Annotated in this window: 18 protein-coding genes, 1 tRNA gene and 1 CRISPR repeat array; of the genes, 4 read left to right on the forward strand and 15 right to left on the reverse strand. The window is 66.2% G+C overall.

Annotated features, from left to right (window positions below; all coding sequences use genetic code 11):
* Positions 1 to 45 precede the first annotated feature (45 nt).
* The 6 genes from SSPN_RS0124815 to SSPN_RS0124835 form a co-directional block, all read right to left on the reverse strand.
* Positions 46 to 1935, reverse strand: coding sequence for a VirB4 family type IV secretion system protein (locus SSPN_RS0124815; protein WP_044575545.1), 1890 nt, complete (start codon positions 1933 to 1935; stop codon positions 46 to 48).
* Positions 1932 to 3026: a PrgI family protein gene (locus SSPN_RS0124820; RefSeq protein ID WP_010310328.1), complete on the reverse strand. Its 1095-nt coding sequence runs from the start codon at positions 3024 to 3026 to the stop codon at positions 1932 to 1934. The genes SSPN_RS0124815 and SSPN_RS0124820 overlap by 4 nt, the downstream gene beginning before the upstream one ends.
* A complete protein-coding gene (locus SSPN_RS55360) occupies positions 3023 to 3676 on the reverse strand; it encodes a hypothetical protein (protein ID WP_143539717.1) in 654 nt (217 codons plus the stop codon). Before SSPN_RS55360 ends, SSPN_RS0124820 begins: the two co-directional genes overlap by 4 nt.
* Positions 3677 to 4097: 421 nt before the next feature.
* Entirely contained in the window at positions 4098 to 4871 is a 774-nt protein-coding gene (locus SSPN_RS0124825; protein ID WP_010310331.1) for a TrbL/VirB6 family protein, read from the reverse strand.
* A 213-nt stretch (positions 4872 to 5084) separates the two neighbouring features.
* Positions 5085 to 5375 carry a pilin gene (locus SSPN_RS0124830; protein ID WP_237710717.1) on the reverse strand — a complete coding sequence of 97 codons (291 nt, stop codon included), beginning with the start codon at positions 5373 to 5375 and terminating at the stop codon, positions 5085 to 5087.
* Between the two features lie 125 nt (positions 5376 to 5500).
* Positions 5501 to 6508: a hypothetical protein gene (locus SSPN_RS0124835; protein ID WP_029535694.1), complete on the reverse strand. Its 1008-nt coding sequence runs from the start codon at positions 6506 to 6508 to the stop codon at positions 5501 to 5503.
* A gap of 668 nt (positions 6509 to 7176) precedes the next feature.
* Here SSPN_RS0124835 and SSPN_RS60285 point away from each other — a divergent pair.
* The 4 genes from SSPN_RS60285 (at position 7177) to SSPN_RS0124855 (ending at position 10792) form a co-directional block, all read left to right on the forward strand.
* Positions 7177 to 7938, forward strand: a complete 762-nt coding sequence (locus SSPN_RS60285) for a hypothetical protein (RefSeq protein ID WP_237710718.1) — start codon at positions 7177 to 7179, stop codon at positions 7936 to 7938.
* A complete protein-coding gene (locus SSPN_RS45655; RefSeq protein WP_010310340.1) occupies positions 7935 to 8987 on the forward strand; it encodes a TRM11 family SAM-dependent methyltransferase in 1053 nt (350 codons plus the stop codon). The genes SSPN_RS60285 and SSPN_RS45655 overlap by 4 nt, the downstream gene beginning before the upstream one ends.
* Before the next feature lie 82 nt (positions 8988 to 9069).
* Positions 9070 to 9417: a helix-turn-helix domain-containing protein gene (locus tag SSPN_RS51880; RefSeq protein ID WP_083822105.1), complete on the forward strand. Its 348-nt coding sequence runs from the start codon at positions 9070 to 9072 to the stop codon at positions 9415 to 9417.
* Positions 9418 to 9568: 151 nt separating this feature from the next.
* Entirely contained in the window at positions 9569 to 10792 is a 1224-nt protein-coding gene (locus SSPN_RS0124855) for a tyrosine-type recombinase/integrase (protein WP_010310341.1), read from the forward strand.
* 542 nt (positions 10793 to 11334) lie between these two features.
* On the opposite strand, the gene cas2 is transcribed toward SSPN_RS0124855, so the two are convergent.
* The 9 genes from cas2 to SSPN_RS0124900 all read right to left on the reverse strand — a co-directional run bounded on the left by cas2 (position 11335) and on the right by SSPN_RS0124900 (position 21679).
* Positions 11335 to 11598: a CRISPR-associated endonuclease Cas2 gene (gene cas2, locus SSPN_RS0124860; protein ID WP_010310342.1), complete on the reverse strand. Its 264-nt coding sequence runs from the start codon at positions 11596 to 11598 to the stop codon at positions 11335 to 11337.
* Between the two features lie 3 nt (positions 11599 to 11601).
* Complete coding sequence (cas1b, locus tag SSPN_RS0124865) at positions 11602 to 12582, reverse strand: type I-B CRISPR-associated endonuclease Cas1b (RefSeq protein WP_010310343.1); 981 nt, start codon at positions 12580 to 12582, stop codon at positions 11602 to 11604.
* A gap of 3 nt (positions 12583 to 12585) precedes the next feature.
* Positions 12586 to 13083 carry a CRISPR-associated protein Cas4 gene (locus SSPN_RS0124870; RefSeq protein WP_010310344.1) on the reverse strand — a complete coding sequence of 166 codons (498 nt, stop codon included), beginning with the start codon at positions 13081 to 13083 and terminating at the stop codon, positions 12586 to 12588.
* Positions 13080 to 15530, reverse strand: a complete 2451-nt coding sequence (locus SSPN_RS0124875) for a CRISPR-associated helicase/endonuclease Cas3 (protein WP_083822106.1) — start codon at positions 15528 to 15530, stop codon at positions 13080 to 13082. The genes SSPN_RS0124870 and SSPN_RS0124875 overlap by 4 nt, the downstream gene beginning before the upstream one ends.
* The gene (gene cas5, locus SSPN_RS0124880) at positions 15527 to 16180 is read right to left on the reverse strand and encodes a CRISPR-associated protein Cas5 (RefSeq protein WP_029535696.1); all 654 of its coding nucleotides are present in this window, start codon (positions 16178 to 16180) and stop codon (positions 15527 to 15529) included. The genes SSPN_RS0124875 and cas5 overlap by 4 nt, the downstream gene beginning before the upstream one ends.
* Complete coding sequence (cas7i, locus tag SSPN_RS0124885) at positions 16177 to 17199, reverse strand: type I-B CRISPR-associated protein Cas7/Cst2/DevR (RefSeq protein WP_010310347.1); 1023 nt, start codon at positions 17197 to 17199, stop codon at positions 16177 to 16179. Before cas7i ends, cas5 begins: the two co-directional genes overlap by 4 nt.
* Positions 17196 to 18620 (reverse strand): hypothetical protein, encoded by a 1425-nt coding sequence (locus SSPN_RS0124890; protein WP_010310348.1) that lies wholly within the window; start codon positions 18618 to 18620, stop codon positions 17196 to 17198. The genes cas7i and SSPN_RS0124890 overlap by 4 nt, the downstream gene beginning before the upstream one ends.
* Before the next feature lie 20 nt (positions 18621 to 18640).
* A complete protein-coding gene (locus SSPN_RS0124895; protein ID WP_237710719.1) occupies positions 18641 to 19162 on the reverse strand; it encodes a CRISPR-associated endoribonuclease Cas6 in 522 nt (173 codons plus the stop codon).
* A 948-nt stretch (positions 19163 to 20110) separates the two neighbouring features.
* Positions 20111 to 20955: direct repeats of the CRISPR family, unit length 30 nt; unit sequence GTTGCTACCCCTCGTAGGGGCGATGCGGAC.
* 650 nt (positions 20956 to 21605) lie between these two features.
* Positions 21606 to 21679, reverse strand: a tRNA-Pro gene (locus SSPN_RS0124900).
* Positions 21680 to 21695 lie beyond the last annotated feature (16 nt).

A 21695-nucleotide genomic window follows, 5' to 3' on the forward strand; every position in this document is an offset into this window, starting at 1 on the left:
CACCTCCTCGGGGTGACGTGTCCAGTTCATTCGGCACGCGGGTGGTCAGGTTGAGTGCGGGAGGCGGATGTCGCCCGCGCCAGTCCCGGATTCATCGCCGGCGAGGTGCGTTGTGGTCTGACCGAGCTCGACGTATCCGGAATCCATAGTGGATTCCTGGCGTGGGGTGTCGGCGAGTTCGGCGGGGTCGCTGGTGACGAGGGTGTGTTCGGTGGGTGAGGCGACGGTGTGGAAGGCCACGCGCTGAGTGCCAGCGGCCAGCAGACCTTGACCTTGCTCGGCGGAAAGCAGGAATTGGCGTTCGCCGGCGGAAAGATCGAAAGTGCGGGTGATCTCCTCGATCGCTTGCGGGGCCTGCCGCAGCAGGATCTGGGTGGCGGCGTTGGCGATGACGGCTTTGCCGAGATCGCTGCCGAGCACGTCGGCGGTGTCCTGGGTCGCCACGGTCAACCCGGCCCAGTGTTTGCGGGACGCCTTGGCCATGCGGAACAAGAACTCCGCGCCCGCGGGTTGGCGCATGAGCAGCCAGGCCTCGTCGACGACGACCAGCCGTGGCCGGCGGAGCACGGGGTGGGTGACCTTCCGCCACACCGCGTCCAGGGTGAGCAGGGTGCCGATGGGTTTGAGTTCCTCAGGCAGATCCCGCAGCGAGAACACCACGAGGTGCCCGTCGGGGCGGGTCGTGGTGGGCCCGTTGAACAGGTCCTGGAACGCGCCGTCGACATAGGGGTGCAGCCGCGCGGCGAGGTCGGCGGCGACGGTGTGGCCGGTGGCGGTGAGGGTGTCGCGTAGATCGCGGAGGGTAGGGGCGGGGCGGGTCCAGGTGCGGGCATCCGGGGTGATTCCGGCCTGGCGGTAGGTGGCTGTGATCGTCTCATCCAGCACTGCCCGCTCCCCCGCCGTCAGTGGTGCGTCGAGGAGGACGCTGATCACGGTCTGCAGGAACAGGCTTGCGCGCACGAGTGCGTCTTTCGGCGCGGTGCGCGTGCCGTCGGCACCGGTGGTGATGGGCAGGTCGAAGGGGTTGAGGCGGACACCGTCGGCACCGAGGTGGAGGTAGGTGCCGCCGACAGCGTCGGCCAGGCGCCGGTATTCGTCTTCGGGGTCGATGACGGCGACCTCGATCCCGCGATAGAGCGAGCGCAGCGTCTCCAGTTTGACGAGGTAGCTCTTCCCGGCGCCGCTGCGGCCGAGGATCACGCTGTTGTGGTTGTCGGCGGCGAAGCGATCCCAGTGCACGAGTCCTTGGCTGCCCACGTTGAACCCGTAGAGCACCCCCGCCGGCGCCGACACCGATGTCGGATCGGCCGGGGGAAGGTCGGCGCTGGTGAAAGGGAATGCCGCGGCCAGCGCGCTGGTGTCGAAGGTGCGACGCATACCGAGCAGGTCCAGTCCCATGGGGAGGGTGGATACCCAGCCCTGCAGGCTGCGGTAGGTGGCGGGTGCGGCGTCCAGCAACAGCGAGGCCGCCAACGCGCGGACCGCGGCAACCTCATCAGCCAACGCCTCCTGTGTGCTGGCGTGGATCGTGAGGTAGAGGCCGAGGCGGAACAGCTTCCCTTCGCCGCGGGCGATCCGGGCGGAGAGCTCGTAGGCGTCCTCGGTGGCCGCGTCCACCTGCGGGTCCGCGAGGCGGCCGTGCTCGGCGGTATGCCGGCGACCGGATTCCAGTTTCGCCAACTGGTTTCGCAGGCGTGTCGCGGCGGTCGTGGGGTCGATCGGTTCGACGTGCAGCGACACATCCAGCCGGCCGGGGTAGGTCAGCAGGGGCTGCAGCCACCCCGGGTGGACTTCGCGGGGATACCCGGTGACGGCGAAGGACGCGGCCCAGTCCCCGCCGACCTCCACATGCCGAGCCCCGATACTCAGCGCCTCCGGCGCGAACACCGCCGAACTCGCTTCCTGCCCAGCACGCTGCTGTGCGTGGGCCCTCATGCCGCTCGCCCCCACTCGTCCTCGCCGGCGATGTCATGGGTATGCGGCGATGCCTCGGGCTGGGTGGTGATGATGTCCTCCGCGCCGGCCACACCCGTGAAGGCCGGCAGGACGCGGTCGGGGTTGCAGGCGGCGGCCAGCACACCGGTGGTCTGCCCCGCATCCAGGGCAGTCACCACGATCCCGGCAGGCGCCAGGAGATCCGTGGCTTCGTCCAGCCGTCGCACCAGGCGCGCTTCGGCGGCCCGCCGCGCCGCGTCCCCGGCGGGGACGCTCCTGGCGGTGCGCTCGTGGCGCCGCCAGGTGAGAAAAGGCGGTTTCGTGGTGGCGTGTTCCAGGGGTTCACGCAGGACGAGCAGGACCTGGCGGCGGAGGAGGTCGGTGTGCCCGGCGAGATAGCTGAGGTAGCCGGCGTGTTCGACCGCGGCGGCTTCCAACGCGGGGTGCGGCAATCCCCCGGCACGATCCCGGAGTTCGGCGATCTGCGTGGTCAGGTCGAGACGTTCGGCGCGGATGAGGACCTGGATCGGGGCGGTCAGGGAATGCAGATAACGCCCGAAACCGGCCACCAGACCAGCCTGTTCGGCCGGGGTGCGCAGCGCGAAGTTGACCGTCGAGGCCACCGCCACGACCGCCAGCCCGTCCCAACCGAGATCCACCACACCGGCCTCGGCAGCAGACGCGCAACGCACGCCTGTCGCGGGCAACTCCACCGCCCCGAGCCGGGACGCGTCCAGCTTCGGGCGGGAGGCGTGGTGCGCGCGGGCGGTCAGCCAGTCCGGGGCAGGCTGCACCCCGTCCGGGGCGGTGACGCGTCGCGCGGGGGTCATGCGTTGGCGGAGGGCGGCCACGGCGAGCCGGTCCAGCGACACTCCGTCGCGCTGCCCCAGTACCAGCGCCACGACGAGCGCGGCGATCGGCAGCGCCAGCACCACAAAGACCGGCAGCGGCACGACAGTCCGCGTCGCCAGCCAGCCGAGATACAGCGCCGCGCCGGTGACGGCGAGGATGGCCAGCTGCCGTGCGGTCAGGTTCGCCAGGATGCGGTCTTCACGGTCCACATCAGACGGAATACGGATGGGCTCGGTCATGTGGGATCACCTTCCGCCGGTGTCGATGGTGCAGCGGGTAGGTCCAGAGGGAGTTCGGGCTGGCTCGGGTCCGCTCCAGCAGGGCTCGCGCCGGTGGTGGTCGGCCGAGGGCGGCTGCGGGCTGGGCGCGGCAGATCCAGCGGCAGGGCGTATTGGCCGTGCTTGTCGGGGCGAATGCCCTTGTATGCCGAGGGGGCGGCGGGTTTCGGGGGAACGCGGCGCGGTCGGCGGGCGCGTGCGTGCGGGTGCACCTCTCCGTTGGGGGTGAGCAACGGGCGCTGCCCCGGCACCCGCACCGGCCCGGGGTCCGGCTGGGCAGTAGGCGGAGGTGGTGGTGTGGGGACGGACTGGGTGGTGAACGGTCCCACCAGTGGCAGCGGGTACTGGCCGCCCGGCGGGATCCGGGTGGGTATCGCACCGGGGTTGCCCGGTTTCGGCGGCAAGGCCTGCGGTCGCGGTCGCCCCGAGCGGGTGAACAGCGGCAGCTGCCCCGCGCCCGCTGGAGGGCCGGCCTCGGAGCTGGGTGGGGTGTCGGGGGTGGTGCGGTCGGGATCGTGGCGGGCGTGGATCGGCAGCATGTGCTGCTCACCCGGGCGCGGATTCAGGCGCATCGCGGACGGCCCCAAATCCGGTGGCAGCGCCGAACGCACCGGTTTGCCATCCACGGAGAACAAGGCCCCTTGCCGTCCCACTGCATTCCGCGGCGAGCGTGCCGCCGGGGCGGGTTTCGTGCGGTTGTGGAATGGCCGCCGCAAGCGGCCCCGCGCGAGTCCGGGCAGCGGCAACACATACTGGCCGTCCGCGCCGGCACGGGAGTTCTCATAAGGATCCGCCGCACTGGCCGATGTCGCGCCACGAGAACGCTGGCGTGAGGCCATGCTCGCCATGCCGCCCCGGATCAGACCGAAGGTTTTGTAGGCAAGGAATCCTTTGATCAGCGATCCGACGCGGGACCGGCCGCCGCCGCGAACAGAACTCAGGACCCAGAATGGTATTTTGATCAGGATGTAGCACATCGCGATAGCGACGAGAAAACTCGACATGCTCAACCACCCTTTTCTCGAAGGGGTGTCAGAACAGTGTGACTCCGCCAGGGAGATAGAAGATCTTGATGGTGGCGATAAACGCCAGCGACTGGCAGACCTGAATGGCTAGCAGCCCACCGTAGGCTTTCCACCACCAGAACGCGATCGATTCGACCGGCGCCAACCCATGACACATCAACGCCAACGGCGCACCCACAAGAAGCAGGACAGTCAGCGCGACCCGGACAACATAGGTCAGCAACACCACGATGATCATGACCGCCAGCACCAATACCGTGAAAACGGCATACAAATCGCTGTACTGCGCGTCTTCAATCGGCAGGTTTCCCCGCAGCGTGTCGGTGAAAGCTTGCGCGGTCTGATCGATCCCTGCCTGATCACCACCGAGCACCGCCACCGAGAGGGCGTTGGCGAGTTCGATTCCTTTCCCGCCGAAAAACAGCGACAAGTTGGCGGCGGTGAATCCCACCACCAGCCGAGGCAGCGTTTCCTTCAGCGAGCTACGGGTCTGCACCGACTGATACGCCATCACCACCAGCCCGGCGATCATCACCACCAGCACCGAGCAGGCAATCATGATGCGCTGCGAACTGCCCCAGACCTGCCCGACGACCGGAATCTCATCCAGCCGGGGCGTGACCAACAGCGAAGTGCCAAGCCAATCCAGCACGCCATTGAGCGCGGAGGTGGCCAGATCGGAGAAGAAATCCCAGAACCAGTCCGTCAGAAAATGCTGCAGCCACCCACCGTGATCCTCACCCTCCCCCGCCCCCGGAATCGCAGGCGCGGTCGGCGCCACGGGAATGCAGTACTCCCCCTCACACGGTGGCGTCTCCGGGGCCGGCGGCGGGGGTGATTCCGTCGGTGGCGCGGTAGAGCCAGGACTCGGGGATTGGTCGAGGGACGGCTGTGCCTGTGCGGTGATGGGCCTGCCGATCAGCGCACACCACACCACCGCATTCACGACAGCGATGCCTCGCCAGGCGGCTGGGGGCGGGATCGACACCGTCGATCACATCCCCAGAATCCCGCGCAGGATCTCCACGACCACCGGCGCCAACGCGGTGAGCCCGAAGCCGATGCCGGCGCTTTTGAACGCCTGCTTGGCCTTTTCCACCTCGCCCGGGTTGCCGCCGGCCATCAGGTAGCGCAGCCCGCCGACGGTCAGGAACACCGTCGCCACCAACGCAAGAATCCCCATGATCCAGTTCCGGGCGTTGGTCAGCACCACCTCCAAAGTGGGCGCCAAAGCGAGCACGTGTGTGGTCTCGGCCTGCGCCGCCGACCCGGTCAGCAGCAGCACGACGGCCACGATTTCGCCGACCAGCAGCCACCGGTACGTCAATGACCGGTGGGCACGCCGACGGGGATCTCGGGGTGCTGAAGCGGGTGGGTAAGGCCGGAACTGGCAGGAGCGTGAAGGGGTGGTCAGGCGCATCGGGGAGCCTCCTGCGTCGAAGGAGCCGGCGACGAGATCGCGGAGGACGTGGCTGGGTGTCCCCCGCATCCCTGAACTCCGCTGTCACTGCCCCGCCGGGACATTCGTGCCCGGGATTTCTGCGCGGACCCACCACCGCGATGTGTTACGGCTGCGGGCAGCTCAGTGGTGGTGCGTGCGGCGGCGGTGACGGCCAGGGTGTCCGCGACCTGAACGGCGACGTCCCCGCCGGCATCCCGCGCGCCGTCGGCGTTCTCCGCGCAGAGGAAAGCCAGGAGTCGCAGCTCGGCACGTCGTCGGGTCTTCTTGATGGCCTCGTAGGTGGCCCCGCGCCGCTGGGCGGCCTCTGCGAGCGGGAGGCCTTCCAACCGAGTGGAGCCGATCAGCTCCGCTTCCTCCGCGGTGAGCACAGCGTCGGCGACCGCCCGGGCGAGCACGAAGTCCGGATGCCCCCACGGCTGGCTCGGCGGCGCCGACCGGAAACCGCTCCCCGACGGAACCGGGGCATCCAATGCCTCACGAACAGTGGCGTGCCCGGCTCGATAGGCCGCCCACCGCAGCCGCAACATGATCCGCGGCCGACGCAGATCAATACGAGGGAGCTCGGCGAGGAACCCGGCGAGGACGGCGGCGTGAATGTCGGCGGTATCGCCGGCGAACCGGGCCGACAGGCGCGCGGCGATCCGGGTCAACCCGGGCAGCGCCACACCCACGCAGCCGACCGTCCACGTCGCACCCTCGGTGCGTGAACGCAGCACCAGATGCGCCCACACCGCATCCCGCGTGGCCTGCCCGCACCGACGGCGCAGCAACAGATCCCGCACCTCGTTCAACGGCACCACACGATCCGGCAACCCGACGAACAAGCGCCCGTCCACACACACCGGATGCGGCCCTGTCACCAACCACGAAAACGCCGCCCGAGCCGTATCCAGCGGCATCCCACCACGCCCAGCACCCGACGCCGTGAATCCCGGAAAATCCTTATCACTGACCATTTCGCGACTCCTTACAACGAGCCGATACAACGACCCGGCAAGGACGCCACACCCGGTACTACCGAATTTCTACGACACTGCTACCCAACACCGCGGCGCACTACTACCGCCGATCTTCATCGGCTCCTTGCCGCGAATTCCGTGAGTCTTACACCAACACGAAGTTGATCACTGTGCGCAGGGCCAGCTTGATCGCGAGATCGCGCCGGTAGTAGCCGATACGCTGGGCCAACACCCTGCGGTAGTAGCCGTGTAGTAGCGCCAGCACGCTTCCACAAGGACGGAATCTCGCGAAAGTTTCAGCGTTCCCCAGGAATCGTGCTCGCGCCCAGGAACCGACGTCGCAGTCTCTCACACACACCCCATGCGTCGGCGTCGTGCATGTTCAGCACAGGAGCTACCTGTGAATTTCCGGAAAGAGATGCCGCTCGATGTCGATCTTTCTGTAAAAACTCCGGGCGCGTGCTGTCCCTATCCGGGGCGTAGGACGGAGTTCAGGAATGTCACCAGCATCGTGGAGGCATTCCATGAACCCATCACAGCCCCACCCCGGCACGCCCCGTGCACGCCGCGCGCAGCCGGCCGTCAGCGACCCGGCCTCTCCGTCAGCACCCCGCCGAACTCCACGAAACCCGCGCGAACGGGCCGGCGCGAGCACGCCAGCGACGGTGTGGGCCTGCCAAACGCCCCCGATCGACCCCGACGATCCCTGGCGCACCGCGCTCGTGAACAAGATCGTCACATCCTTCACCACACCGCACGACGAGGTCATCCTGCTCGACCTGCAGGCCACCACCCGACCCCACGACCTGCCCGCAACCCGCTCCACTGAATCCAGCGGCCTCGCGACAGCAGAAGCCGCCGTGAGCCAACTCGACCGCACGATCAGCGTCACCCACACCACCGCCGAACCCAGCACCAGGCACTCGCTCGACCAGCCCCGGCCCGGCTTCGCGCCCGACGGCATTCCGGACACACCACCGCTGCCCCGCCTCGTGTCAGCAGACGGCGCAGACAAGCGCCGCGCAGACTTGGTCATCGCGAGCCTGCCACCCCACCACGCTGACACGCGGACCTGCGATCACCTCGCCCAGACCGCGGCCCGGCTACTGCGCACCGGCGGAATCCTCGCCGTACTCACCCACACCGGCACCGCGCAGGGACAACTCGTCGACCCCACCGGTCCCGTCGTCGCGGCGGCACAAAGCGCGGACCTGCTCTACCTCCAGCATATCGTCGCCCTGCTCGCCCCGATCCGGCACGGACGCCTCCACACCGATAACGACCACCCACACGGCTCCGCGCCAGGCGCCTCCGCAAGGCCGGTGCGGCATCGCCGTGTCCACGCCGACGTCCTCGTCTTCGCTCAACCACACCAGCACGCCGGCCCGCACCCGCACTTCGGGCCCGACACCGGCGCCATCCGATGACGTACCCCCACCGACACCCCACCGCTGACCACGTCGAAAAGAAGGGCATCCCTGTGCACGAACACACCTCCACCGGACACCGCACCCCTCCCGCATCGCACCGCCGGATCACCGTGACACCACCCGAGCAACAGCCGCCGGCGGTGTCGGTGTGGGCGACCGCGCAAACCTCGCCCGCCACCCAACGCAAAGACCGCTACAGCCCCGACTCCACCGCACACCCCGCCAAAATGCTGCCCGCCGTCGCCGCACACGCCATCGCCCACTACACCCAGCCCGGCGACCTCGTCCTCGACCCCATGTGCGGGATCGGCACCACCCTCGTCGAAGCCCTCCACCTCGGCCGCCGCGCGATCGGCGTCGAATACGAACCCCACTGGGTCACCGTCACCCAAACCAACCTCGACCTCGCCCACCACACCAACGCCACCACCATCGCCGGCCGCGTGGTGCACGGCGACGCCCGCCAACTCTCCACGCTCCTGCCAGCCGATCTTCACGGCCAGGTCGCACTGGTCGTCACCTCACCGCCCTACGGACCCTCCACCCACGGTCAGGTCAGCACCGGCACCGCCGGCGTCCACAAACACCACCACCGCTACGGCAACACCCTCGACCGAGGAAACCTCGCCAACATCGGCCACCACCGACTCCTCGCCGGATTCACTCGAATCCTCACCCACACGGCCGTCTTCCTCCGGCCCGGCGGGCACGTCGCGGTCACACTGCGCCCCTGGCGCGAACACGCCGAACTCATCGACCTGCCCTCCCACATCCTCACCTGCGGCCGCCAAGCAGGACTCATCCCCACCGAACGCTGCGTCGCACTGCTGGCCCGCATCGCCGAAAACGACCTCGTCGCCCGCGGCAGCTTCTTCCAACGCGACTTCATCCGCAAACAACGCAACAACGGACTCCCCCTCCACCTCATCGCCCACGAAGACGTCCTCATCTTCACCAAACCCACCACGTCGAAAGCCACCGCAGAAAAAGGAACCCCTCAGCTACAGTTCCGAGACTCGGTGCACGCGCCACTTGCCGCGGCGTAGCCACTGTCCGCAAAGACACCCCGCATCCACGCCGAGCACGACGGCGATCACCGAAGTCAGATCCAGACAGGACGTTGATCTCATGAGAAACGTAGGCAGATCAGCACCACCGCGCCGGACCGGACTGAAAACACCTCGCAGTACGCCGGCAAGTGAACCCAGCATCAGCATCCCTGCGACCGAGGACTCGCAAGACAACGCCGCATCCGAACAACAGACGGAGCACGCAAGCAGAACCGTAAATCAGGGCACATTCCTCTACACTGCCGAAGAAGTTGCCGACCTCCTGCGCGTCCGCCCTTCGTGGCTGCGACGGAAAGCCTCCGCTCGCGCCATCCCCTGCCGGTTCCTTGGTAAACACCTGCGGTTCTCGCGTAGCGATATCGCAGAGATCGCAGGAATCGACCCGCCCACCGCGAGCAATACCTAGGAAACCTCAATCCATTGCCGCGCGACTACATACGCCCAAACAGGGAATTACTCGCCGGATTTACTTGACACCGGTCAGCAACAGAGCGTCCATGTGTCCGTCACAACACCGACCCAGCCAATACGGCGCGAGTTTCCCAGGAAGCCCTGTCATGTCCTTTGTGGAAAAATCAGGCAAGAACACGTGGCGTGTCCGATACTGGAAAGATGACGGCACACATGGCTCTATCCCTGGGTTCGCCACGAAAAAAGCCGCGGAAAACAAGGCAAACGAGATCGACAGCGAACGCCGCCACGGAACCTTCCTCGACCCCAACGCCGGGAGACTCCTTCTCGCCGACTGGGCCACCACGTGGCTCGATTCCCTCGACGTGGAACAGGCAACCGAATCTCAGTACACCAGTCTCATCCGCAACCACATCCTCCCCCGCTGGGGAACCACGTCGCTGAGCGACATCACGGGGTCCGCTGTGCACGGCTGGTCCAAGAAACTCCGCGCCAAGGGCTACGCCCACTCCACCGTCACTACGATCGTGAAGATCCTCTCGATGATGCTCGCCGACGCCACCCACGAGCGACTCATCCCCGCCAACCCCATCCGGCCCCAACGCCGCGGCAAACGCCGTCGCGCACATCGCCGCGAAGCACTCTGGGCCGCCCCCGATCAAGTCCTCAAAATCGCGCTGCAGGCCGCCGTCGCAGCATGGCCAGGAGCAGGAACGCTGATGATCACCGCCGCCTACACCGGGGCACGCTGGGGCGAACTTGCCGGTCTGCAGCGCTTCAACACCCACCTCGACGACGGCTGCATCGTGATCGACCCGGACATAGGCGCTCTCCACGAAGTCGACGGCGCACTCACCCTTGGCCCACCGAAAACCGAGGACTCCGCCCGCACCATCTCCCTCCCACCGTTCCTCATCGAGATGCTGCGAGCCCACCTCGACACCCACTGCCATTCCCACGTGTTCGTCACCAAAGACAACGAACTTCTCCGCCGCAGCAACTTCTCCCGCCGCGCGATGCGCCCCACCACCGACGGAACCCTCCACAAACCCCGCGCACGGCACCACCTCCAACCGATCGTGCCCGGACTGGTCTTCCACGGCTTCCGGCACAGCCACAAAACCTGGCTCATCGCCGACGGCATCCCCCAAGTCGCCCAAGCCCGCCGACTCGGCCACGTCATCCCCGACAAGATCGAACACATCTACTCCCACGTCGCCCCCGAAATCGAAACCCGGCTCCTCCAAGCCCTCCAACAACGCTGGACCACAGCACTCACCACGTTGCTAGACCAGCGGAGCAGCCACGACGCAGCCGCGACCACCGTGGAAATAGGACTAAACGCCCTCCCTGCGGTTGAGGCAGCTTGAACGGACACGACGCAGATCAGCTGCCAGCGGAACGACACCAACCGAGCACGAGAAGTCAGCAGCCATTGCAAATGAAGGTGTACCGTGGCTTCGATTACTTCACCGACCACGCTCCACACCCCGGCACACGGGTCTCCGTTCGTACCCTCGCACCCTCCGGGCCAGCGGCTACGGGGGGCGAGTAACGGGAGTTGCTACCCCCGTAGGGGCGATGCGGACCTGACCATCGCGGCGTAGCGGGTGGGGCACCAGTGTTGCTACCCCTCGTAGGGGCGATGCGGACCCTCCATTCCCCGACTGTTCCGCGACATCGTGATTACGTTGCTACCCCTCGTAGGGGCGGTGCGGACTGGGCACAACCAGGTCGAAGTCAACGGCAAAGCCGTGTTGCTACCCCTCGTAGGGGCGATGCTACCCCTCGTAGGGGCGATGCGGACCCGAGGGTAAATCTGCTGGTCGCAGCGCTGTTGATGTTGTCAATGTGCGGGTGGGTGCAGCGTTCGTGGGGTTTGACGGTTGGCGTGGGTGAGTTTCTGTTGTGGTTAAAGGATGTTGTGGGGTCGGTCGTCGGGTTTGCCCCAGGCTTGGCGGTGGGGTGTGGTGCCGGGTGGGAAGGTGTAGACGAGGATGTGGTCGTAGTCGGGGTCGATGTGGTGGCGGAGTTCTGATTCGAGGTAGACGATCTGGGCTTGGCTGAGTTCTCCTTCGAAGACGCTGTTTTGCATGTGATGCAAATACTTTCGGCAGGTGCGTAGGACTGCGGCGTTGCGTTCGACGGCGGTGTCGTATACGAGGATCGTGTACATCTGTCACCACCAGACGCGGAAGGGCTTGTAGGGCTGGTCTTCCAGGCAGTGTCGGGTGAGGGCGAGTGCGTCGAGGTAGATGAGTTCGTCGTAGGTGACGTTCCGGCCGAGTTCGCGGTGTTTCACGGTGGTGGCGAGGTCGTCTCGGATGGTGGTGATGACGAGTTTGCGGCCGGCGTCGCTGAGCATGGCGTGTTCGGTGTTGGTGTCGAAATGGTGGGGTTTGAGCTGGTTGCGTCCGGCCAGGCGCAGGAGGATGCGTTCGGCGAAGAGGGGTTTGAACAGTTCGGCGAGGTCGAGGGCGAGTGAGTGGCGGTGGCGTTCGAGGGTGCTGTGCAGGAACGCGACGCCGGTATGCAGGGGTGTCAGGCGCAGTGCGGTGAGGACTCGGGCGTAAATGAGTCCGTTGGCGTAGCTGATAATGGCGTTGCCGGCGTTGGCCGGTGGGCGGCGGTGGCGTCCGGCGAGTTGGAGCCAGTCGGGGAGCTTGGTGTCGAGGGTTTCCCAGGCGCTGCGGCGGAAGTTTCCCTCAGCGGCCATGAGTTGTTCGCGGCTGGTGGCGGTTTTCAGTTTTGTTTTGAGGGTTTGGTAGGGCTCGTGGAGCAGGCGCCGGTCGATGGTCCAGCGGATGTTGAAGGCGGCTGCGTCGATGATGGAGGCGGCGATGCGCAGCGACGCATCGTGGTCGGTCGCGAGGCGTGTTTGGCCAAGGACGGTGTGGCTGGAGGTGGCGGTGTCGGCGGGGAGGAGGGATCCGGCGTAGTCGCCGTAGTAGGACAGGAAATGGATGTTGATGCGGTGTTTGTTGAGGAGGCTGATGATCGAGGTGTTGAGGTCGACTTCGGCGGCGGCGATGATGTCGCGGACGTCGGTGATGGGGATGTAGGTGTGGTCGTGTCCGTCGCGTTCGATGCGGAGGCTGTTGTCGTGGCGGCGGATTCGGCAGGGCGTGGTCAGCCAGTAGGTGCGTGCGGTCGCGGGCATGGTTTACGAGTTCCAGCAGTAGTCGCGGTAGGAGCACCCGTGGCAGCGGGTGCGCTCGGGTCTCGGTGGTGACGTGGGACTGGTGATGACCTCGAGGACCCGGTCGATGTCTGTCTCGGCGCGGGTATGTTCCTCTGGTGTGTAGGGCAGGCGTTGGGTGCGACGGGAAGCGTGGTAGTGCAGGATCGCGCCTTCGACGGTGATGCCGATGCGATCGAGTTGGTGGCAGTAGTGGCGTGCTTGGGCGCGGTCTGCTGCGGTGGCTCGTGCTGAGTGTTTGATTTCATGGACCCAGGCTTGGCCGTCGAAGTGGTCCAGGCGCGCGGCACCGAGGTCGACCGGGCTGAACCGGCTGTAGGTGGTGGCGTGCAGCGCGGTGCCGAGTTCGACGGATTCATTGAGGTGTTCGGGGCGGAATCCCCTGGCATACAGCCATAGTTGCCGGGGGCAGTGGTAGAGGTACTTGATGTGGACTCCGCCGATGTCCTCGCGGGTGATCACAGGATTTCTCCCGGCTGGTAGTCGGTGGTGCCGAGGATCTCGGTCAGGCCGGTGGTCTGGTCGTAGACGCCGTCGATGACGTGGATGCCGAGGTCTTTGCTGAATTCGGCGTGGCGGCGGCAGTGGTCCGGCAGTGGGATGTGGAAGCTGCTTGCCAGCAGTCGGCCCTCGCCGGTCTTGCCTTGCCGTAGTTTGTGAAGGTAGTCGTCCACGCGGTCGCGGCGGATCGCTTCGAATCCGTCGAACTGGGCGAAGAATTGCGTTTTCAGGTGTGAGCGATCGGTGAAGGGCTCGGTGTAGGTCAGGAAAGCCCGGGTGAACTCGTCCCGGAAGTCCCGGACCTGTTTCTCCCAGGTGTCGCCCCAGTCGCTGGTGTAGAGCTTGTTGAGCCAGGCTTGGGTTTCGGACTCGTCCAGGACGCCGCCATCGCCGTGCGCGGAGAGCAACTCCCAGGTGTTTCGGGTGGGTTCCGGGTCGTAGACGCCGTCGGCACGTACCTGGTTTCCGCGGGCGGTGCGGTAGTCGGGTTCGTAGACCCACACCGATGCCGGTGGGCGCAGTCCGCGGCGGTTGATGCGTCCGAACCGCTGGAGGAGCGCCTCGATCGTCGCACCGGAGGTGTGCAGGACGGTGAGGTCGACATCGAGGGAGACCTCGGCGGCCTGAGTGGCCACCAGTAGCCCTGGGCGGGGTGCGGCGCCGGTCGAGGCGAACCATTTCGTGATCTCGGTTTCGACGCGGGCGCGGTCGCCGTTTTCGAACCGTGCGTGCAGCAACCATGCCGCAGGGATGCCGGCCTCGTCCCGTGCCGGGGCCAGATCCCGGAGCTGCTCGTAGATCGTGATGGCATCGGCGATGTTGTTGGCGACCACGAGCACCGCGTGCCCGTCCTGGAGGTCATCGGCGATGCGCTCGAAGGTGTTCGGTGAGGTGAGGTGCTCGTCGCCGAGCTTCAGCCGGTGTCGTGGCGGCGCGGTGGTCGTGGCGAAGCCGTCGATCTCCTCGACGGTGTCGTGTCCCAGGGTGTCCTCCAGTAGCCCGGCGAAGCGGTCCGGAAGGGTCGCGCTGAGCACCCCGATACGTCCTCCGAGGTCGTGGGACCACAGCCGCATCATCGCCAGGATCATGCCCAGCCGCCGGGGCTCGTAGGCGTGCAGTTCGTCGAAGAGAAACACGCTGTTGGCGGAATCGAGCAGTGTGGCGGAGTCGGTTACGCCGGCGAACGCAGCGCGCAGAAGCTGGTACGGGGTGGTGACGCGCATCAGCTGCCGGTGCAGACGCGTAGCGTCAACCGCCTCCAGCGCCCGCGCCGGTGCGTCGTCGACGTCCTCGCCGAGCCGGTGAAGGTGGTAGACCCCGGCCTTGGAATGCAGGACACCCACCTCCCCGGGGCACACGGCACGAAAGCGGTCGGACATGGCGTTGATCGAGGCGAGATACGGCAGCACATACAACAGCCGTGGCCGCCCACCGCGCAGCTGCGCAATCTGCCGGACGGCCTCTTCCGCCCACATTGTTCCTGCTTCGGTCTTGCCACTGCCCGTAGGAGCCCGCAGCAGCAGATGCGCCCGCTTCGCTGCGCGGGCGTGCTGCTGATGGGTATGGAGAACGCGCTGCCCATCGACGATGTCGGCACCAGCGGTGAGGGAGCGCAGGAAGGTGGTGGTGAACGCGTCGACGGGGTGTGTGGTGAGCAGTTCGCCGTGTGCGGAGGCGACGTGGTCGGCCAGCGTCACCGCGCCCTGCAGCAACACCAGCGGCAGGCCCGGTGACGCCGCTGCCGGTGCCTGTGCCGTGGATGGGTACAGGCCCCAGCGCGTGTCCAGCTCTGCCAGGAGCTCACCGACGGCAGCGAGCACATCCCCGGCCGTCACCGCAGCAAGATCCGGTACCTCATGAAGCAGCCCGTGGACGGCGGCACGCCCTGCGAACCAGCGCAGCAGCGCCCGCAGCACGTCGCGGTCGTCGGTGACGGTGAACCGGCCTTCCAGTGGCTCTCCTTCCTCGGCCAGGTGAGGTTCCAGGATCTCCCGCTCGGGCTTGTGCTGATTGATCAGCGGCCGGTGGTGGGTGGCCACGGCGGCGGCCACCCACAGCCGAAGCTCTGACCGCTCAGGCAGCAGCACACCCACGGCACCGAGGGAGAGCACTTCGTGCCGTTGCCGCCACGCATACTTCTTGCTTCCCGGATGACGCACCTGCAGCTGGAATCCGGGATCGATCTTGCCGAAGTCGTGCAGCAACGCCGCCAGGACAACGGCGTGCCAGAACCAGTCCGGCACACCGCGCAACCGCCCCACCCGATCCGCCACCGCCACCGCTGCTCCCAGCGTGGTGTCGCTGTGGACCGTCAGCGACTCCCCCACCCCGGACGGACCATCCGCATCCGGGCTTTTCGCCCATATATCCGTGAACTCCCGCGACTCATCGCCGCGAGGGCCGGTCACGCGACTTCCTCCACCAGACTGGGGTGAACCTCAGGCAGCAACACTACCCCGCGACCATCGTCTGTCGACATTCCAGAGGGCAGGTGAGTTCGGCTGCCGTTGCGGTCGTAGCGGTAGGTGCCCCACAAGGTGCGGGAGCGGTCAAGGCTGACCGTGGTCGGAAGCCGCAGCATCGTGCCGTCGCCGCCGACATCACCTGCAACCACGGCATGCCCCTGTATGCCAGGCGTTTCATGGAGATCGACGTAGCGGGGGCGGGCTGCCGCGAGGTCCTGGCTACGGCCGAGTTTCAACGGCCAGACCGGCCGCCGCAACGCCCGGTACCAGAAGTCGCAGTCCTCCACGAGCCACACGGTGAGCTCCACGCCCCACAGGTAGTCCCGATCTTTCGGCGTTGCCTCGGTCCGCCGACCCCGCTTGTCCAGAGGATGGAACGTTTCCAGGTCGGTGCCCGAGGACTGGGCGCGAAACGCCATCGCGAACCGCGTGGAGCGCTTGACCCTGTGCCAGCCGCCGGCCGCGGCGGCGAGCATCCCACCGACGGTGGACGGAGGCGGACACGGCAGGCCCACCTGCATCCCGAAGTACAGCGGATTACGGAAGGAGGCCACCGACGCGGTCACGGTAACCTCCAACGCCTCACGACTCATACAGCATCCTCGAACCACACGTCGTGTTCGCCCCGCTCGATCTCCTCCGCCAAGCCCCGCAGCAGCACCCGCGGGTGTTCGAAACGCACCGTCCCGTCGGCGATGAGCTCGGCGAGCTCCTCCCGTGCCAGTTCACGCTTCTCCCGCAGGAAGCCCGGTGCCCACCCGAGAAGGACAGGGCCGTCGAGCTCGTCGGCCCACGCCGTGATCTCTTCCCGCAGCACCCCGGTATCCACCACCGTCAAACCCGCCTCGGCTGCGATGACCCGGGTGAAGGGATTGTTGCCGCCCTTCATCGGCGCCACCACGAACAGCGCCGGCGACCGCTCGCCATAATGCAGCGACTGTTTCGCTCCCCCACGCAGCTGCGCCAAGGTCCGCAGCAATACCGCTACTCGCCGACGCCGCTCAACCAACGGCAGCTGGATCGCCTTAGTATCACGGAACTCCACCTCGACCGCGCCCTCAGCGCGCGCTTCCTCCAACGCCGCAGCCGACAGGTCGGGACGATTCCCGCGGCCTTCGTACTCGAAGGTCCCCACCCGCGGCAAGTCCAGCAGAACCGGGCTGGCCACGTCGGCGGTGTAGTGCTGGTGCTCATGGATCACCGGGTTGGCACCGATCTCGAAACCCCGGTTCATCGTGCCGAAATCCCGGGTGATCACCCGAGGCGCCACCGCCACCGCAGTCCCCACCGCCAGCACGGTGTCACGGTTATACGACTCGCTCTTCTCCGCGATCATGTAACCGAACAGGTCATCGTCGAGGAACCGGTCCCCACGACCGGCCGTGTAGGCCTGCTGATTCGTGCCCTTCCCCGACCGGTACACCGGCGACCGGGACTCGTCCGTCGGCAGACTGTCGCGCCACCACCGACGCAACGCCTGCGCCGACACATACGGATACGTCTGGTTACCGACACGGGTGGACTTGACCATCGCGACGTTGTCCTCGCCACGGCCGTTGTTCGGTGCGCCGGCTTTGATCTCGATCGCCAGCAGGCCTGCCAAGAAGGTCATTCTTCCTCGTCTCCGTCCTCAGTCTGGGTGCTCTCAACGGTGTCGCGGGCATCAGCGGCGTCTTCGTCGTCGGTGGCGTAACCGCGTTTATGCAGCTCAGCGATCACGGCGGTGAAGAACAGGTTCCGGTACAGCCACGCCTGATCGCCATACTCGAAGAGCAGCTTGATCTGCCGCGGCTCAATGAACGGCTCACGCTTCTTCGCGAAATCCGCCGTCAGCCAAGCCACCGACTGACTATTGATCCACCGCCGCAGATCCCCCGTCCGGCGGTAGGCCACCGTGAACTTCTTCAACGACAGCGACTGCGCGATGATCAGCTCAGCCGCGCGGGCCCCCAACTGCTCGATCTCACGCAAATATTGTTCTGGCATCCTCATCACCTCGGTGAGATAACTCGACAAAAGCTCACAAAGGCCGACAGCAACAGCGGGCACCCGCGCCGGCTTCGCCCCATCCACAGCCCCATGCACCGCAGCGGCGATGGTGTACGGCAACCTGGCCGGTTCAGCCACCAGCAACCGAGCCAAGCGAGCAGCCCCGCTGACCTTGCGCGTGGTGCAGGCCCGCTCAAGCTCGGCGTACGACGCTGACCAGCGCGGTCTCAATGAGACGGTGCGTACCCACCGCGTCATCGACTGGCTGAGCTGGTATTCGGTGAATTCCTGCTCCTTGTTGGAGTTCGTGAAGACCAGCAGCGACACATCCGCGCTCACCGTCGTTCGAGGCCGGTACCGGCGAATCCCCTCCAGCACAAGCTGTTCACGTTCGAACCCACCCGGTGGCAACGCCGGTGGCCGCCCCCACGCCTGCTTGCGCGTGTGTTCAACCTGCCGATATGTACTGGCGGCCAGGAAGTCGTCATCCCAGCTGTGCACCACGGACAACCGTCCACGATGCACAAGACACCCATGCGGAAGCGCGTAGAAGCTCGCCAAACAGCCCACGCACAACGCCAACCCATCGTGCCCGGGAACCGTGGTGTTGCGGTACTCCGCCGACGCGGCCAGCACCACGTCGACCTTGCCGAAAAAGCCGCACGCCTGACGTGCACACAGCCCACACGGCGCCTGCGGCCACTCCTCCGGATCCGGTGGCGTCCGCCACGCCTTCGTCGCCTCAGCACGCTCGACGTAAGACAGCTTCTTGCGATTCGTCGTGTTCATCTTGCTGTTCGGCCAGAGCATGTAGCTCAACGACAACCAGAAAGCACCCGGCTCCTTCGCGTCGGGCAATTCAGCCATCTTCACCAGGGTGGTCGTCATCTCCTGCCACACCCCGCGAAACAGCGCCTCGTCGACCTCGCGCGGATGCGCCACGTGGGCCATCGCCGCCATCGTGAACGCGCCACACCGCTGCAGCGGGTGCGCCGTCAGAACCACCGGCTTGTCAACAAAATCCTCCGGCAGGCGCGCCGGCACCCCACGCGCGCTCGTCCCGCTCACGGCAGCACCGCCCCGAATCCGGCGCTGGTCGCCGCACCCAGTCCCCACGACCACAACGCCTGCAGCGTGGTCGGCGGGCCCGAGAGCTCAACATCGACCTCGGCGCCGACCTTCGCGCCCGCGCCGACAGCAAACGACCGTTTCGGTCCCACCCGCGTCACCGACTCCAACTCCACCGCCGGATCCAGTCCCAGGGTTTCGGCCTTCCGCCGCAGGTTCTGCACGAAATACACGTCCCATTCCGGCTCTCCCGGCAGCAACCACCGCTGGCTCCGCACCCGTTTTCCGTCGTCGTCCCGACCCGGCGGGCCCTTCACCACCACCGGAGTCACCGAGCGCAACACCGCGGAACCGTCGGAAAACAGCGGCGGGAACACGGGAACCACCCGCCCGACCTGCAGAGCCACCCCACCCCAGTCCAGCACCCGAACGCCAGCCAGACCCGCGGCCAGGGCATGCGCCACCTCGGTGAGCGGGCTGGAGAACTCCACCGTCCCCGCGCCCCCAGCCGCATACACACCACGCCGCCCCCGAACCGCAGGAAACCGGGGAGCGCTATGACCGAACGGGACCATCCCGTACCGGCCCCACCCTCGGTCGTGAAGCGACGCCCCCAACTCCGGCGCGGTCTCCGACAAAAGGCTGTAAACAATTCCCCGCCCCGGACGCAACACCTCCCGCCACGGAATCTCCCGCGCCCGAGTCGTCACCTCCACTTGCAACCGCACGCCACACCTCCCTTCAATCTCGATCACGTGCCATCCATCTCTAGCACATACTCGGTAGGAGTGATCTTGAGGAGACCGAGCAAGGACGTCATCCCTGGACTCGACCACGCAGCAACGCCGCACACTCCTCCGGATAGCAGAAGGGGGCGACATCCATGTGGATGCCGCCCCCTTCTCAAACGCCCCTACCAGGGCCAATGAAAGCAACGGTAGATCAACGACAAATCGAAATAACCCCTACGTTGCAACCCCTCACCAGGGAACCAGCCGATACCAGACCACTGCGCAACTGACGCACGCTCACTCGCACAGCGGCCCGCAGCCGACACCACCCTAAACCAACTTCACCCATTCAGCCCAACGCACACGAACAGGGCCCACCGGGCTCTGCAACCAGTTTTCAGAGAACCTGCCCAGCACACAACACAACCGGCCGACCGCTGAAACTCGCACTACAGTCACGAACCCGACCACAGCGACAAAAGCTCGCCACGACCACACTGTCGGTTTGACCCCGACTTGATCTTCACGTGCGACCGCAGTCCCCAACGGCGACGACTCAACGGACCAGTGGACGCCGATGGGTCCTACTTCACCGTGTGCAGCAGATGACTTTGCCGATGTGAAGTGACACCACTTGTTGATCAGACACTCGCGCAACTCACCGCCCAACACGATGAAAACAACCGGCCGTCCGTAAATACGCGTGATCAACTCCGGCACCCGATTCAAGATCCTGGTGCTACCCCTCGCAGTAGCGATGCGGACCGTCCGCGGCCTGGGCGTTGGACTCGGTGACCAGCACGTTGCTACCCCTCGTAGGGGCGATGCGGACCCGAACAGCGCACCCCCGAGCCGATCGCCAACGAGTTGCTACGCCTCGTAGGGGCGATGCGGACGGATGAGCCGTTGGTGGAGGGATACCTGGCGGTACTGTTGCTACCCCTCGTAGGGGCGATGCGCTACCCCTCGTAGGGGCGATGCGGACGCGCTAGGTGGCGGCACCATCAATCTGTGGGAGATGTTGCTACCCCGCGTAGGGGCGATGCGGACTGGAGCTGCCGGGCGACGGCCATTGGCTGTTTCGGGTTGCTACCCCTCGTAGGGGCGATGCGGACACTCCGCCGATGAGCCGTTTGAGCTGCTGCTGAGGAAAGTTGCTACCCCTCGTAGGGGCGATGCGGACGGGGCCGCACTTATGTTTCTAGCCCGCCCGCGTCGGCGTTGCTACCCCTCGTAGGGGCGATGCGGACTGGGGATGTCGCTGGCCACCGTGTCGGCGGGCTTCTCGTTGCTACCCCTCGTAGGGGCGATGCGGACGCCAGCGCCGCTACGTTCGCCGGACGAGGTGAGCGCGTTGCTACCCCTCGTAGGGGCGATGCGGACGCGTGAGCGCGGCGGCGACGGTGGCGTGCAGGGTGTCAGTTGCTACCCCTCGTAGGGGCGATGCGGACGCTGGCACCTCCACGCGCACGTCCTGCTGCTGTTGTTGCTACCCCTCGTAGGGGCGATGCGGACGACACCGGCCTTCCGCTGTGGACGGTCGACTGCATGTTGCTACCCCTCGTAGGGGCGATGCGGACCCGACGGTAAAGCTGCTGGTCGCAAGCATGGTGATCTTGTCAAGGTTCGAGCATTTGCAGCAATTCTCGGCTTCTTCAGGTGTTCGGCGTGGGCTTCTGGACCAGGCTAGCTAGGTTCGAGTCTTCGCAACCGCACCGAGGCTACGCCAACGGCCATGAGATCCGGATTCTCCTGTCCCCCTGCTAACGACCGCTCCGTGATCGTTCGCCTGCCAACCACACTTGACCACCACAAAAACTATCCACGCCTTCGGGACCCGGTACCCGATCGCTTGTGGGAGCTTGCAGGTGCAGCTGCAAATCTCAACAGCCCTCGACTGCCCCCTTCCGCACATCACCACCGCGAACGGAACACACCCACTCGCACCCGCGTTCAGGCTCGCGACAACCGCCGCCAACCAGCGCACCGCCGTTCAACGCCCATCACCGCAGTTCGGATCTGTTGCCGAAACTTAACCAACTACTACACAGCGTGATCGTGAAATGTGACCCCATTTGCACATCTAGTCAAAAACTTGACGGCCACGCTCCTGATTCGCTCCTGGACGGGCTTTTTGATCTTGATTCGCCATCACCACAAGATCCACACCCAGGCACGAAAAAGCCCGCTGACCTGCACTTACGTGCCGGTCAGCGGGCTTCCGCCAACGTCGGGCTGACAGGATTTGAACCTGCGACCCCTTGACCCCCAGTCAAGTGCGCTACCAAGCTGCGCTACAGCCCGTTGTTCGATTTTCACC

It is taken from the genome of Saccharopolyspora spinosa NRRL 18395 (assembly GCF_000194155.1).
In the GTDB taxonomy this organism is placed as follows: Bacteria; Actinomycetota; Actinomycetes; order Mycobacteriales; family Pseudonocardiaceae; genus Saccharopolyspora; species Saccharopolyspora spinosa.